The following is a 14,636-nucleotide window of genomic DNA, read 5'->3' on the forward strand; positions in this document are numbered from 1 at the left end:
CATGAAAGCCCGACCATTTCGAGAGTGGCCCATGCAACGCGACCATCCAGCCCTCCTCATCATCGACATGCAGCAGTGCATGGCCCGCCCGGATGCGGGCGCACGCAACAACCCGCAGGCGGAAGCCAACATCGATCTGCTGCTGGAAGCCTGGCGCGGACGGCGTGCGACGATCGTCCACGTGCGCCACATCTCGCGCTCCGCCGGCTCCGGTTTCGCGCCCGGCCAGCCGGGATCCGAGTTCCAGCCGGTGTTCGCTCCCCGTCCCGGTGAGCACGTGGTGGAAAAGAACGTCCCGGACGCCTTCATCCAGTCCGGCCTGGAACGCTGGCTGCGGGTGCGCGGCATCGAGCGCCTTGTGGTGGCCGGCGTCAGCACCAACATCTCGGTCGAGTGCAGCGTACGCAGCGCCGGCAACCTCGGCTTCCACGTGGCGGTGGCGGCGGACGCCTGCTTCGCCTTTGCGCGGCGCGACTACAATGGCGCCCTGCGCAGCGCGGACGAGGTGCATGCCATGTCGCTCGCCAACCTGGCGGCCGAATACGCGAAGGTGGAGACGACGGCCGATATCCTGGCGCAGCTCGACTGAGGCTAAGTCGCCACATTACCCTTGGCGCATTGTGGCCAAAGCGGCAAGCTTGCTACCATGGATCGCTCGGCCGCCCAGGTCTCTTGCGAAGGAAATGCGCCATGTTCGACCGCCCTGCCCCGCAGTCCCGCCTCGTCCTCGCCGCGCTCGCCCTCGTACTCGAGCTGGCCCACCTCGGCTGGGAATACACCCATGGCGGCGTGCCTGCCCATCATCTGCTGAACAATCCCGACTTGCCCGCGATCTCCAACTGGTGGGGCCTGCTGGTGGTGCCGCTGCTGGTCTGGTTCCTGGTCGGACGCATCCAGCGCCGCAGCGCCACCCTGATGCAGCCAGGCAGCCGCGAGCGTTTCCGCACCCTCACGCGCCTGCGTTTCACCGGCGCCCTGCTGTGGGGCGCGGCGCTGGCGCTCGCCTTTATGCTGAATCACCCGGCAGTTACGTGGATCTTCTTCGGCGCTTTTGCGGCAGCCCTGTTCGTGCATGCCTACCGCGCCGAATACGTGCTCGGCTTCGCCCTCGGCATGACCTTCACCTTCGGCGCGGTGCTGCCGGTGCTGATCGTGTCGGTGATCGCGGCCTGCTCGTTTGCCGTGCACCTGCTGTTCGGCGCCGGGCTGCGACTGGTGCGTGGCGGCCGGGCGCGCGGGGCTGGTCTGCCGTGAGAATGAATAACTGAAGTTCGTGTTCGCGCTCGGAGCAACGTCCCAAACACCAAATCAATCCAAAGTTCGCTTTCGGCCATATCCGGACATTCGCATAGTTGGTCAACCACGAGAATATGAACCTGCCCACAATCGAGACCATGGCTTCAGGGAACATAAGCCTTACGATCACGGAAGACACGGACTGGGAGACCTTTCCAGATCAGGCTGCCGACTTCGTACGAAAGTTCGGCGGCATTGTACTTAAACGGATCGATACACCGGTTGAGCGAATGTGGATTGTCTTGATCAAATGGCGACCGTTCTACCTGACGTTCGAGGATTTTCCTCTAAGGATGACACTCGATTCCATGAGCCGCTCCTGTGCTTCGGTGATTCACGACATACACGCCAAATTGCTCGCTGAAGCGCAATCGTGAAAGTCAGTTAGCGTCGCCAACGTCCGCTTCGGGTCGTTAGCGGACGCTACAATAGGTCCGCAGCCGGCCACGAGCGGACCTTTGATTGGTTCAAAGGTAAAGCCCAAATCCTCTATGTTAAAAACACATCTTTGCCAACGACCGAACAATCAAGAGGGCATGCGAAGAAATGCTGCAATGATGCTGATCTCGTTAGAAAGAGATACGCCTGTGCTAACCTATTACTTTTGATAACCCGCCTTTTGCTGCCATGAACTATCGCATTCGCGCCACTGAAGTCCCTGATGACGATCCTTTCCGGCATGACGCTTTGAATCGCAAGCAGATAGTCGAATTCGTGGCGGGCGTGGTTAGCGATACTGGCGATCAGCCGTTAGTACTTGCGATCGACTCGCCATATGGCACTGGTAAATCCGTTTTTGTCGATATGGTTGGAAAGGTTTTACAAAAACGAAACTTTCAGACGGTGTATTTCAATGCGTGGAAGGCGGACCATGTATCTGATCCTTTGATTGCTATGGTCGCGGCACTCGACGAGGCGTTCCCGAAAGCTGAGGGGTCTATCGCCGGGATCGGGATGAAGGAGGTAAAGAAGTTCGCTACCGCTGTTCTCAAACGCACCGCCATTCTTGGCGTGAAGCTGGGCACCGGAGGACTGGTGGATCTTCCAGATGGTATAGAAGGCGCCGTAGTGGACGCTGCGACCGACGCTACTAATGATCTCATTGAGGAATTTGCAAAAGAAGAACAAGCAGCCAAATGTTTCAGAGCAGAGGTTGAGAAAGTTGTTGCCAGCCTGCCCAAGATGCAGAAAGAGCCTACTCTGGTATTTTTCATCGACGAGCTGGATCGATGCCGGCCGGACTTTGCTATGTCTCTTCTGGAGCGAATCAAGCATATGTTTGACGTGCCGAACTTGGCATTTGTGTTGTCGATTGACAAGAAGCAGCTTGAAGCGGTGACCGCCGCCGTGTACGGCGAAAAGATCGATGCCGCCGAATACTTACGGAAATTTATCGACCTTGAGTTTGGACTACCAGCACCGTCACGGATAAAGTTCATCAATAACGCAATCAACCACGCGGGAATTGCCGATAAGCTGCAAGGGCGCCGCAATGAACGCGATACCATTGTCCGCTTGCTTGGACTTCTGGCAGATATTTATGACATGAGGCTGCGAGCGATCGAGCGTTGCATCATACGGCTGAAGCTTGTATTAGCAGCTACAGGCGACCAAGAGCGCCTCGAGACAATTCATCTTGGCCTGCTGATCGTGCTCCGCTCGGTAGACAAGGAAATGTTCGACAAGATTGCCTTTCGTAAGATTGGGTATGTCAACGCAATGAATTATTTCCGCGAACGTGCCGGGGTCTACGATATCGCGGATAGCGTTGAATGGAACGCTCTCGAGGCGGTGCTGATCGTTGAGCTAGCTGGGCCTGATGAGAAAAGGACCCTCAGGGATCAACATATTGCCATCATCAACAATGACACATCACCTGCTGCTAGAAATAAGGCGCAGCACTTGTTGAGCCTTACTGATTCGTACTCGATGCCATCAGCAGACCGAAAGTCCATGTTGCGTGTCGCGGCAGCCATCGATATCGCCGCGGATATCCGTGACTAGAATGCCCAACAAAACGCTTGACGTACCGCCAATGTTAAGGCCATGAGTTTTAATTCGGAATTGCGATACCGGGTCGCTGTCAACCTACATTGAGCTCGTTCAGCAGGTTTGGGCGTCCCATCCCGCCTGCGAAGAACATTGGGTAGTTTCAGGTGATTGATAAACGTCTGCTTTGGGTCGGAAGCGGACGCTACAATAGGTCCGCAATCGGCCAGGAGCGGACATAAATGTGATGGAACACCATGAATCCCTACAGCTTGATGCTGCGAAAGGCATCGATGGAGATCCTGCAGTTTCAGCAGACCAGTGCGGAGGCGGATCACTTCAAAAAAGGCTGGTTTGAACAGATCGCTTCACGTCTGGAACACGCCAGTTGTCTCAGCGAGCCGGAGTCAGCGGAGCGAGAAATACTTTCGATGGCAAGAAGCGACGCTGACTCTGGCCCATTGAATGAGAACGCAATGCCGTCGTTCTATGTCGCGCTGGATGCCGTCCAAAGGACCCGAAAGCGACGGTCCGTCTGAAGGTCTGCAACGGGTCGATAGCTGACCTCCGCTCTGCTGATCACCCGCTCTGTCAATTCTTACCGTCTGCCGATCGCGCCGGCTTACATCTGCCGGAACAGATGCGCATACACCGGGCTAACCTTCGGCTGCTCCGGACGGTTACGCAGCTTGAGCAGCACCTTGCCCATGTCGTCACGCACCGCGCTGGTCACGCAGCTCATGTTCACCACCGTGCTGCGGTTAATCTGCTTGAAGCGCGCCGGGTCGAGCTGGGGCAGCAGTTCCTTGAGCGGCACCCGGATCAAGGCCTCGTTCTCGGCGGTCGCCACGTTGACGTACTTGTCGGTGGCCTGGAAAAACACGACTTCTGAGACTGGGATCATGCGCACCATGTTGCCCACGGCGGCGCGCACGATGTCCAGCCGTTCCGGCGCCGTAGAGGCCGGCATCAGCGACTGCAGGCGCCCGACCAGCTGGGCCAGCGGATCGGCGTCTTGCTGGCGGCTGCCCAGCAGCGCCTGCAGCCGCTCAACCGTACGCGCCAGGCGCGTCTCGTTCACTGGTTTGAGCACGTAATCCGCCGCCGCCTGCTCGAAGGCCTGCACCGCGTAGTCGTCGTAGGCCGTCACGAACACCACATGCGGGAACGGGCCGGGCCCTTCCCAGCGCTCGGCCAGTTCTTCAGCCGCTTCGATGCCGGTCTGGCCAGGCATCTTGATGTCCATGAACAGCACGTCGGGCCGAGTCACTAAGGCCTGCTCGACGGCAGCCACGCCGTTCGGCGCGGTACCGACGATCTGCAGCTCGGGCCACAGCTTGCCCAGCATGCGGGCCAGGGTGGCGGCCAGGATCGGTTCGTCTTCTGCAATCAATGCGCGGATGCTCATGCAGTCTCCAGAGGTAGTGTCAGGCGCACCAGCGTGCCTTGCGGCTGCGCCGGTACGAGCAGGATGGATGCGCGCTCGCCGTAGAGCACGCGCAGGCGTTCGCGGGTGGTGGCGACGCCGACGCCACTGCCCTTGGCGCCGGACTGTCCCAGGCCCAGCCCGGTGTCGAGGACGCTGATGTCGAGCAGGCCGTCGTGCGCCGCAGCGCTAATTGCGATCTCGCCCCCCTCGATCTTCGGTTCCAGGCCGTGCACGATTGCGTTCTCGACCAGCGGTTGCAGCAGCATCGGCGGCAGCCGGACTTTTCCCAGCTCCGGCGGTAGCGCCAGGCGATAGCGCAGGCGCTCACTCATGCGCACGCCCATCAGGCCGAGGTAGGCCTCCATGGCGGCGAACTCCTCGCCCAGTGTGGTGCTCTCCGCACGCGAGACGCCGAGGGTGGCGCGCAGGTACTGGATCAGCTGGTCGAGCATGGTGTTGGCCCGCTCCGGATCAATCGCGATCAGTCCCTGCAAGTTGGCCAGGGTATTGAACAGCATGTGCGGCTCGATCTGGGCCTGCAGCAGGCGCAGCTGCGCCTGCAGGGCCTGGCGCTCGATGGTCTCGGCGCGCAGCTGCGCCGCATGGTGCTCCAGCCGGGCGCGATGCAGGCCCTCGCGGTGTTCGATGGCCCAGATACCGGCGACCAGCACCAGGAAGGTCAGCATCACCATGCTCAGGCGCGGCAGGGTCGGATAATCCATCAGCGAAGGAGTGGGATGCAAGAACAGAGGGCCGACCGCCTGCACCGCCGAAAAATGCACCAGCGGCGCGGTGAGCGCGGCGACCGCGATCAAGGCAGCCCATGCGCGCCCGCTACGGTTCGGGCCCGGCCACAGCAGCAGGCGCGCCGTATCGACAACGGCGAATCCCGACACCGAAATGAAGCAGGAATAAAGCAGCTGTTCGTACAGGGTCTCCGGATGGCCGACGACCAGGGTGATCATCAGGGCCGCCACCGCGCCGACCACGGCGGCAAAGCGCAGGTCGCGCAGCAGGCGCCTGGCGAAGGAGCCCCCTTCGGGAACGGGTCGGTCTGCAGGAATGGCCGCGGTGGCCTGGAGCAGGCTGCTCATGCTGTCTCGCTTGGATGCGTTCAAGATGTCCGCATTCTGCCCAGCCGATGGCAAAGGAGCAAGCCGAGTGCGATGAACTCGCATTCCCCGACCGTGAACCGGCCTTCCGCTCTACCGGAGTGTGGCGCGAGCGCAGTGTCAATACGCAACTTCGGTGTCACAAAGCAGCTCTTTCCTGTAGGATAATGCCTTTGCTCGGGTACAGCTCAGCCTTTCCTCCTGAATGAGACCGTGGAACGCCGTTTCCACAGGCCGCGCACCCTGCAGTTCAACAACCTATAACAGACAGAGTGTCGCGGACCGGCCCGCCCGGATCCCGCCGGGAGTGTATGGAGCGTCCCCTGCCACCGCGTGCCGCTGCACGCAGCCGCACCGTTCTTGCCTGCTTGACCGTGGTGCTGGCCATCGGCGCCGCCGAAAGCGCGCGCTGGACCCGCAGTGCCCGCGCCGCCGCCGCTCCGTCGACCCTGCCGGCTGTCGTGCCCGGCCGCGTGAGCCTCACCGAGCTGTCCCGTTCCATGATCCCGATGCCGCGCAATACGCCTTCGGCCCATGCCAGCGCGCTGGCGACCCTGCCGGGCGACCGCATGGTGACTTTCTGGTGGGCCGGCAGCCGCGAGAGCGGCCCGGACGTCAAGGTCTACGCCTCGCAGTGGCATAACGGTAAATGGGGCGAACCCTGGGAAGTCGCCAGCCGCGACTCGCTCGGCAAGGCACTCGGCTTCGGCGTGCGCCGCATCGGCAACCCGGTGGCCTGGACCGACCGCCATGGCCGCATCCACCTGTACGTGGTGGCCACCGGCCTCGGTGGCTGGGCGGCTTCGCGCGTAGCGCACATGGTGTCCTCGGACGAAGGCACTTCGTTCCAGATGAAGCGGGTGCTGCCGATGTCGCCGATGTTCAATACCAGCGTGCTGGTGCGCACCAATGCGGTGGGCCTGGTCGACGGTGGCTGGTGGCTGCCGGTCTACTTCGAACTCGGCATCAAGTATCCGATGCTGATGGCCTTCGGCCCGGACGGCGAGCCCACCGGCCTGGCCCGCATCGGCGCCCGCACGACAACCCTGCAGCCGGCCATCGTGCCGGTCTCGCGTCTGGAAGTGCGGGCCTGGATGCGCGACGCCAGCGACCAGCGCCGCGTCCAGCATGCGCGCAGCCGCGACGGCGGCGCCAGCTGGGAAGACCTGCCGCCCCTGGCGCTGAACAACGAAAGCACCTCGGTGGCGGCGCTGCGCTTGGCGAACGGCGACTTCCTCATGCTGCACAATCACATGGGGAACAAGGACTCGTCGCGCAGCACGCTGCGCCTGTCGCTCTCCAAGGACGGCCAGACCTGGCGCCCGGTAGCCGACGTCGCGCGCGGCGGCGCGGGCGACGAGTTTTCCTATCCAACCATGCAGCAGGTCGGCAACGAGCTGCACGTCACCTATACCTTCCAGCGCCAGGCGATCGCGCATCACCGGTACCGGATCAGCATTGGGGAGAACATCTGATGGCATTGCCCGAACTCGCGCTGCAGTTCGTCTACGCCCGTTTTGCATGGGCGCTGGTGCTGGCCGCGCTGGTGGTCGCCGCCTGGCCCGCCGCCTGGCGCCTGCCGCGGCGCGCGCTGGCCGGGATCCTCGGCGCCAGCCTGCTCCTGATGGCGCTGCCGGGCGAAGCCTCGCCCGCCTGGCACCTGGGCCTGGCCTTCCAGTACCCGAGCGCCCTGCTGGCCGCCCTGTGCGCGGTGAAGCTGTTCACCCGCTGGCGCGGTGCGCACAACGCGCCTCTCATGCGCACGCCGCTGGCGGCGGCGCTGGCGCTAAGCGGCAGCCTGCTCTACCTGGACGCCTTCGGCCTGCTCTCGCGCGGCTATTATTACGCCGCCTTCGGCACCGGCGCGGCGCTGCTCGCGGTGCTGCTCGCCGGCGCCTGCGCCTGGGCCATCCTGCGCGGCCAGGCCACGCGCCAGTCCTGCGCCATCCTCGGCGCCCTGCTGCTGTTCTCGCTCGCGCGCCTGCCGACAGGGAACCTGTGCGACGCCCTGCTCGACCCGCTGCTGTGGGCCTGGGCTCTCGCTTCCCTCGGCGCCGCGGCGCTGCGCACGCTGCTGCGCCGTCCGGCGCGTACGGCGCAGCCGTCCGCCCACGAGCTACCGGTCCTGCAGCGCACCGGCACCGAACCGTTTTCACCCATCAAGGAGTAGTCAGTGGCAAACCAGAAGTCCCTTCTTCATCCCGTCATCGCCACCGGGATCGTCATCAATATTTTCGTGCTGTTGCTGGCGGTGGCCTACAGGGGCGACACGGCGGGCTTGTGGCGCCTCCTGATCGAGGACGGCATCGTCGAATGGATGCAGTTCCTGTGCTTTACGGTGCTGTCGATCCTGCTCGGTTTCGCCTTCTTCGAACGCCTCAAGCGCGCCGACCGCGGTGCGCTGGAACTGCTGGCGCTGGGCGGTCTGAGTCTGCTGTGCGCGCTGGCGGCACTGGAAGAGATCAGCTGGTTCCAGCGTGTGCTCAATGTCCAGTCGTCCGAGTACTTCCTGCAGAATAACCGCCAGGGCGAGACCAATATCCACAACCTGGCCGTCGGCAGCGGCAGCCTGCACAAGAACGTGCTGCTCAAGCTGATCGCTATCGCCGGCCTGACCCACAACCTGATCCTGCCGCTCGTGGCGCGCTTCAAGCCGGGCGTGCGCAGCTGGGTCGAAAAGCTCGGCCTGTACCTGCCGCCGCTGTCGGCCTCGGTGATCTATCTGGTGCTGGTGGCGCTGTCACATGCGCTGATCGACCATCCGCGCAAGGGCGAACTGGGCGAGATGTTCGGCGCCGTGCACTACCTGGCGACTGTCTTCGCGGCGTATTTTGCCGGTGTCCAGTACACCCGTCCGACGCTGTTCGAGAACCCGGCCGACATCCGCCGCCTGTCGAAGCTGTTCGCCAGCTGGATGGTGTTCCTGCTGTTCGTGGCCTGGCTGCTGAGCGCCGGCGCAGGCGCCGGCGCTCCTCCTGCTGTTTAATGCTGTTGTGGGGTGGGCGGCCGGGCCGTCCACCCCACAAGCTCCCCATCAGAAGCCGTAGTTTAGGCGCGCGTAGATGAAGCGCCCGCCGCGGCCGAACGGCGCGTAGTTTGCGAACGGCGTATTGCCGGTCGTGTTCAGCACCGGCGGCAGGGTCTCCGGATACTGGTCGAACAGGTTGTCCGCGCCCAGCGCCAGGCTCAGCTTCGGCGTAAGCGCCAGGCGGCCTTCGATATCCACCACCGTCTTCGCTCCCATCCAGAAGTCCAGCGCCGCCGTGGTGCCGGGCGACAGCACCTTGCCGTAGCGCGTGGCGCGGAAGGTCGCACCCCACTGCCCCAGTTTCCAGTTCACGTTCGCACTGATCTTGTTCTCCGGCTGGCCTTTTTCCAGCGACAGCACGTTGAGGCGGTCGAACAGGACCGGCGCCGGGTTCAAGGCCGCCAGCTGCGCCGTCACCGGGGTCTTGGTGACCTTGGTGTCGGTGAAGTTACCGGCCAGCGTGAAGTCGAGGTTACCCGCGCCATCGAGCTTGAGCGGCCAGCTCACCACCACGTCCACGCCCTGGGTGCGGGTGTCAACGCCGTTGATGAAGAAGCGGCCGCCGCCCACGCCGTTGATGCCCTGCGAGATGATGTAGTTGCGGACGTTCGCCTGGGTCAGGTTCTCCGACAGGACGATGCGGTCCTCGATCTTGATGCGGTAGGCGTCGATCGTGATGTTGAAGGGATCGAAGCGCAGCACCGCGCCCAGTGAGGCGTTCAGCGACTTCTCGGCCTCCAGCGGCTTGGCGCCGAGCGCCACCGCGACGCGGTCGGTCGGCTTGAAGGTGGTAATTTCGAAAGGAACGCCGTTGATGAAGTTGGTCGAGGTAGCGGTAAAGTACTGCTGCTGCGGCGACGGCGCGCGGAAGCCGTTCTGGATTGCGCCGCGCAGTGCAAACGACTTATTGAAGTCGTAGCGGCCCGAGAGCTTGCCGGCCAGGCTGTTGCCGAAGTCCGAGTAATGCTCGCCGCGCACCGCCACCGAGGCCAGGAATTCCGGCGTGATGTTCGCTTCCAGGTCGACGAAGGCGCCGACCGCGCTGCGATGGGCGTCGACTTCGTTCGAGGGACGGAAGCCCGGGAACACCTGCGCGCCCGGCGCCGCCGGCACGCCGGTCGGCAGGATCTCCGGGCCGGCGCGCCAGGAATCCGGCTCGCCCGCGAACAGCTCGTAGCCTTCACGGCGCGCTTCGGTGCCGACCGCGATGTTCAGCGGGGAGGAGAAGCCGCCCACGTCCACGCTGCGCACGCCGGTCAGGTTGAACACCAGCTGGTCGTAGGCATAGCCGCCCGCGTAGAACTCGCGCTTGCTGCTGGTGCCGATCGAACGGTTCAGGGTGTTCTGGATGTCGTACTTCATCTTGTTCTTGCCGTAGCCGAGCGACGCGTCCATGTCCCAGTTGCCCTGGGTCCAGGTGACGCCGCCGGTTGCCGCGAAGTCGTCGACGGTCGGCGCGATGATCGGCAGGAAGCCGTCGGGGTAGATCGAGATGATGTTGCGCGCATCCTGGGCCGGGCGGAAGAAGCCGCCCGAACGCGCTTCGCGGTTCTGGTAGCTCGCCCAGCCGTACAGCTTGACGCCGCCGCCCAGGTTGCTGCCGGCGTTGGCGAACAGAGTCGCCTGTTCCATCTCCGGCTCGCCGTACCAGGCGTTGAAGCGGTTGATGGTGAGTTCGCGCGGGTCGAAGCTGCCGTTGGCCAGGCGCGGATACTGCTGGCGCATGTCGTAGCCGCTGCGTTCGGTGCGGTGCTGGTCCTTGTATTCGGCGGCGATGGTGAGGTAGCCGTCCTCACCCAGGGCCAGGCCTTTCCACAGGCTCACGGTGGCGGTCTGGCCGTCGGTGCGCTTGCGCGAGGCTGGTGCAGTCCAGGTGCCGCCGGTCGGGGCGACGTCGTTCCACAGTTCGTATTCGGTCTTGCGCGCGCCGTAGACGACGCTTGCCTCGCCGCCGGTCCGGTCAGTGCGCAGGCGCAGGTTGACCACGCCGGAGATCGCGTCCGATCCGTATTGGGCGGCGGCGCCGTCGCGCAGCACCTCGATGCTCTTCACGATCGCGGTCGGGATGGTGTTCATGTCCACCGCCGCCGAACCGCGGCCGATCGAGCCGTTCACGTTGACCAGCGAGGAGGCGTGGCGGCGCTTGGAGTTGACCAGCACCAGGGTCTGGTCCGGCGCCATGCCGCGCAGGGTGGCGGGACGGATGGTGTCGGTGCCGTCGGTGATCGCCGGGCGCGGGAAGTTCAGCGAGGGCAGCGCCATCGACAGGGCCTGGTTGATCTCCGTACTGCCGGTGTTTTTCAGGGTCTCGGCCGAGATGATGTCGACCGGAGCCGCGGTGTCGAGCGCGGTGCGGTTGGCGACGCGGGTGCCGGTCACCACCACCGTGGCGGAAGGGGCGGCATCGGACGCGGCGGGCGGCGCGGCGTCCTGCGCGTGGGCGCCGGAGAACAGCGAAGCGATGGCTAAGGCAAGGACCGTCTTTTCCGTTACATGTTTCTGCATCGTGGTTTTCCTCTTGTTGTTGGAACGCGCCGGAGTTGCAGCAAGGGCAAGGGCGCAAATTGATACTGCTGGGCACACCTGAGGATGTCAATTCGCAAACTTGCGTACAGGCATATTTACAACAGTGACGTCGGCGTAAGGTCGGTGTAAGCATGAGCTGTCGTCGCCTGCTACACTTTTTTATTCCGTTTTTCTGGATATCGATATGCAAGAAGCTTTGTTTCCCGGCTTTCGCCAGCTGCGCATTCCCAGCGAAGAGGGCGTGACGATTGCTGGAGTGATCGGTGGGGCCGGCCCGCCCCTCCTGCTGCTGCACGGCCACCCGCAGACCCACGCGATCTGGCACAAGCTGGCGCCCACGCTGGCGCAGCACTTCACGGTGGTGGCCTGCGACCTGCGCGGTTATGGCGACTCGTCCAAGCCGCAGGGCAGCGCGGACCACGGCAACTACAGCAAGCGCAGCATGGCGGCCGACATGCTGGCGGTGATGCGCCAGCTCGGCTTCGAGCGCTTCCGGGTGATGGCGCACGACCGCGGCGCCCGCGTGGCGCATCGCCTCGCGGCCGACCATCCGCAGGCGGTCGAGCGCGCGGTGCTGCTCGACATTGCGCCGACCCTCGCCATGTACGAGAAGACGACAGAGGCGTTCGCGCGCGCCTACTGGCACTGGTTCTTCCTGATCCAGCCGGCGCCGCTGCCGGAACGCCTGATCGAGGCCGACCCCGGCGCCTATCTGCGCGACGTGATGGGGCGGCGCAGCGCGGGCCTCGCGCCTTTTGACGCGCGTGCGCTGGCCGAGTACGCGCGTTGCCTGGCGCTGCCGGGAACCGCCCACGGCATCTGCGAAGACTACCGGGCGGCGGCAGGCATCGACCTGGAACACGACCGCCATGACCGCGACGCCGGCCGCCGCATCGATATGCCGCTGCTGGCGCTGTGGGGCGCGCAGGGCGTGGTGGCCCGCTGCTTCGATCCGCTCGCCGAATGGCGCAAGGTAGCGGCGCAGGTCGAGGGCGAGGCCCTGGATTGCGGGCACTACATCCCGGAAGAAGCACCAAGCGCACTGCTGGCGCGGGCGCTGCCCTTCCTTCGCGCTTGAATCCATGGCGCGCGTTTCAGGCGCGCGCCACGCACGAAAGCGCTTCCCTATAATCGTTCGCCGTAGGGCTTGACGGCCCTGTGCACGATGCTTCCCGGGCTGGCGTTCGTCTCGCCGGCAAAGTTCCCTCCGCAGCGTTGATCGGCACCATATGGACCGCACCGACGAGGACTTGTTTGCATCGACCGGCGACGGCAATGCACCGCGTCGGGTGCTGGATTTACGGCAGGCAGTTGCCCTTATCGTTGGCGTGGTAATCGGCGCCGGCATCTTCAAATCCCCTTCCATCGTCGCCGGGCTCAGCGGCAGTGCGAACTGGATGTTCGCCATGTGGATACTGGGCGGCCTGATCTCCCTGGTCGGCGCGCTGTGCTACTCCGAACTGACGACGGCCTACCCGCATCCTGGCGGCGACTACCACTTCCTACACCGCGCCTACGGCCGCGCTACCGCATTTCTCTTCGGCTGGGCGCGCTTTGCGGTGATCACCACTGGCTCGATCGCCCTCCTCGCCTTCGTGTTCGGCGATTACATGCAGCAGGCCGTACCGCTCAGCATGCTGCCCGAGGGCTGGGGCGCGACCGCGTATGCCGCCGGCGTGATCGTTGTCCTGGCGCTGCTCAACCTGCAGGGCCTGCGCACCGGGGCGGGCGCCCAGATGTGGCTGACCCTGGCCGAGATCGGCGGCCTGGTGCTGCTGGCCGCGGCGGCGACCTTCTTCACCGATCCGGCCCCGGCGCAAGCGCCCGCGCCGGTCACGACGGCGCCCGTCTCCTTCGGCCTGGCCATGGTGTTCGTGCTGCTCACCTACGGCGGCTGGAACGAGGCCGCCTACATCAGCGCCGAAGTGCGCGGCGGCGCAGCTGCCATGGTGCGGGCGCTGACCTTCTCGATCCTGATCATTACCGTGCTCTACCTGATGGTCACCTGGGCCTGCCTGCAAACGCTCGGCATGCAGGGCATGGCCCAGTCCGAGGCGCTGGCGGCGGACGTGATGGGGCTCGCGTTCGGCGCATCCGGCGAGAAAGTGATTTCCCTGCTGGTGGCGATTTCGGCCCTGACCTCGATCAACGCGACCATGATCGTCGGCGCCCGCACCGGCTATGCGATGGGACGCGACTGGCCGCCGCTCAGGCGGCTCGGACGCTGGGATGGCGAACGCGGCACGCCGGTGGCGGCGATGTCGATCCAGTGCGGCGCGGCGCTGCTGCTGGTGGCGGTCGGGGTCGCCTTCGGCAGCGGATTCAAGTCGATGGTCGAATTCACTGCGCCCGTGTTCTGGCTGTTCTTCCTGCTCAGCGGCGTGTCGCTGTTCGTACTGCGCCGGCGCGAGCCGGACCTGCCGCGGCCCTTCCGCGTGCCCCTGTATCCCCTGCTGCCCCTGCTCTTTTGCGCCAGTTGCGCCTACATGCTCTGGTCCAGCCTGTCCTATGTGTACAGCCAGTCGCTCGGCGGGCTGAACGCGGCCTGGATCGGGGTTGCTGTACTCGCCAGCGGATCGCTCCTGCTGCTTTTCCTCGACCGCAAGGAACGGTCCGTCCCCTAGCCTCTACGCGTTGTTCTTCCACCTTCAAGGAGCGCACATGAATACCGACCAAGGCCGCCGTACCCTGCTGTTGTCCGCCGCCGCTGCCGCGGGCTCGCTGATCCTGCCCGTTCGCTCGAGCTTCGCCCAGGAACTGGCCGAACCGTCCAGGCTCGACGTGCCCTATGTCCCGACGCCCCAGGAAGTGGTCGACCGCATGCTCGAGCTGGGACGGGTCGGCAAGAACGACGTGCTGTACGACCTGGGATGCGGCGACGGGCGCATCGTCGTCACCGCCGCCAAGGCGCATGGCGCGCGCGGCACTGGCATCGACCTGAACCCCGTGCGCATCGCCGAAGCCCAGGAAAACGCCAAGAAGGCCGGTGTGTCCGACCGCGTGAACTTCAAGGTGGGCGACCTGTTCCAGGCCGACGTGTCGCCCGCCACGGTGGTGACGCTCTACCTGCTGCCCTCGGTGAACGTCAAGCTGCGTCCGCGCCTGTGGCAGCAGCTCAAGGTCGGCACCCGCGTGGTGTCGCATGCCTTCGACATGGGGCCGGAATGGCCGCCCGAGAAGAAGGACGAGGTGGATGGCCGCAGCATTTATTTCTGGACCATCACGCAAGCTAATAAAAAGGCGCTGAAGACCTGAG

Annotated in this window: 14 protein-coding genes; 11 read left to right on the top strand and 3 right to left on the bottom strand. The window is 64.4% G+C overall.

Going from position 1 to position 14,636, the window contains the following annotated elements; all coding sequences use genetic code 11:
• Positions 1–31: 31 nt before the first annotated feature.
• The 5 genes from GV068_RS09650 to GV068_RS09670 all read left to right on the top strand — a co-directional run bounded on the left by GV068_RS09650 (position 32) and on the right by GV068_RS09670 (position 3,824).
• The gene (locus GV068_RS09650; protein ID WP_159697112.1) at positions 32–589 is read left to right on the top strand and encodes a cysteine hydrolase family protein; all 558 of its coding nucleotides are present in this window, start codon (positions 32–34) and stop codon (positions 587–589) included.
• A 101-nt stretch (positions 590–690) separates the two neighbouring features.
• Positions 691–1,254: a hypothetical protein gene (locus GV068_RS09655; RefSeq protein WP_159697113.1), complete on the top strand. Its 564-nt coding sequence runs from the start codon at positions 691–693 to the stop codon at positions 1,252–1,254.
• A 116-nt stretch (positions 1,255–1,370) separates the two neighbouring features.
• The gene (locus GV068_RS09660; protein WP_159697114.1) at positions 1,371–1,673 is read left to right on the top strand and encodes a hypothetical protein; all 303 of its coding nucleotides are present in this window, start codon (positions 1,371–1,373) and stop codon (positions 1,671–1,673) included.
• A 250-nt stretch (positions 1,674–1,923) separates the two neighbouring features.
• The gene (locus GV068_RS09665; RefSeq protein WP_159697115.1) at positions 1,924–3,300 is read left to right on the top strand and encodes a P-loop NTPase fold protein; all 1,377 of its coding nucleotides are present in this window, start codon (positions 1,924–1,926) and stop codon (positions 3,298–3,300) included.
• A gap of 242 nt (positions 3,301–3,542) precedes the next feature.
• Complete coding sequence (locus tag GV068_RS09670) at positions 3,543–3,824, top strand: hypothetical protein (RefSeq protein WP_159697116.1); 282 nt, start codon at positions 3,543–3,545, stop codon at positions 3,822–3,824.
• Between the two features lie 83 nt (positions 3,825–3,907).
• On the opposite strand, the gene GV068_RS09675 is transcribed toward GV068_RS09670, so the two are convergent.
• Together GV068_RS09675 and GV068_RS09680 are read right to left on the bottom strand one after the other, a co-directional pair.
• Positions 3,908–4,693 carry a LytTR family DNA-binding domain-containing protein gene (locus tag GV068_RS09675; RefSeq protein ID WP_159697117.1) on the bottom strand — a complete coding sequence of 262 codons (786 nt, stop codon included), beginning with the start codon at positions 4,691–4,693 and terminating at the stop codon, positions 3,908–3,910.
• A complete protein-coding gene (locus GV068_RS09680; protein WP_159697118.1) occupies positions 4,690–5,808 on the bottom strand; it encodes a sensor histidine kinase in 1,119 nt (372 codons plus the stop codon). The genes GV068_RS09675 and GV068_RS09680 overlap by 4 nt, the downstream gene beginning before the upstream one ends.
• A 329-nt stretch (positions 5,809–6,137) precedes the next feature.
• On the opposite strand from GV068_RS09680, the gene GV068_RS09685 reads away from it, so the two are divergent.
• The 3 genes from GV068_RS09685 to GV068_RS09695 are packed head-to-tail and all read left to right on the top strand — an operon-like array spanning position 6,138 to position 8,812.
• Complete coding sequence (locus tag GV068_RS09685) at positions 6,138–7,301, top strand: sialidase family protein (RefSeq protein ID WP_159697119.1); 1,164 nt, start codon at positions 6,138–6,140, stop codon at positions 7,299–7,301.
• Positions 7,301–7,996 carry a hypothetical protein gene (locus GV068_RS09690; protein WP_159697120.1) on the top strand — a complete coding sequence of 232 codons (696 nt, stop codon included), beginning with the start codon at positions 7,301–7,303 and terminating at the stop codon, positions 7,994–7,996. Before GV068_RS09685 ends, GV068_RS09690 begins: the two co-directional genes overlap by 1 nt.
• A gap of 3 nt (positions 7,997–7,999) precedes the next feature.
• Positions 8,000–8,812: a hypothetical protein gene (locus GV068_RS09695; protein ID WP_159697121.1), complete on the top strand. Its 813-nt coding sequence runs from the start codon at positions 8,000–8,002 to the stop codon at positions 8,810–8,812.
• A 48-nt stretch (positions 8,813–8,860) separates the two neighbouring features.
• On the opposite strand, the gene GV068_RS09700 is transcribed toward GV068_RS09695, so the two are convergent.
• Complete coding sequence (locus tag GV068_RS09700; RefSeq protein ID WP_159697122.1) at positions 8,861–11,359, bottom strand: TonB-dependent siderophore receptor; 2,499 nt, start codon at positions 11,357–11,359, stop codon at positions 8,861–8,863.
• 205 nt (positions 11,360–11,564) lie between these two features.
• On the opposite strand from GV068_RS09700, the gene GV068_RS09705 reads away from it, so the two are divergent.
• The 3 genes from GV068_RS09705 to GV068_RS09715 all read left to right on the top strand — a co-directional run bounded on the left by GV068_RS09705 (position 11,565) and on the right by GV068_RS09715 (position 14,635).
• Positions 11,565–12,458, top strand: coding sequence for an alpha/beta fold hydrolase (locus GV068_RS09705; protein WP_159697123.1), 894 nt, complete (start codon positions 11,565–11,567; stop codon positions 12,456–12,458).
• A 151-nt stretch (positions 12,459–12,609) separates the two neighbouring features.
• On the top strand, positions 12,610–14,004 hold the full coding sequence (locus GV068_RS09710) for an APC family permease (protein WP_159697124.1): 1,395 nt from the start codon (positions 12,610–12,612) through the stop codon (positions 14,002–14,004).
• Between the two features lie 37 nt (positions 14,005–14,041).
• Entirely contained in the window at positions 14,042–14,635 is a 594-nt protein-coding gene (locus GV068_RS09715; protein ID WP_159697125.1) for a cyclopropane-fatty-acyl-phospholipid synthase family protein, read from the top strand.
• Position 14,636 lies beyond the last annotated feature (1 nt).

It is taken from the genome of Massilia sp. 9I, from assembly GCF_902506415.1.
Lineage (GTDB): Bacteria > Pseudomonadota > Gammaproteobacteria > Burkholderiales > Burkholderiaceae_D > Telluria.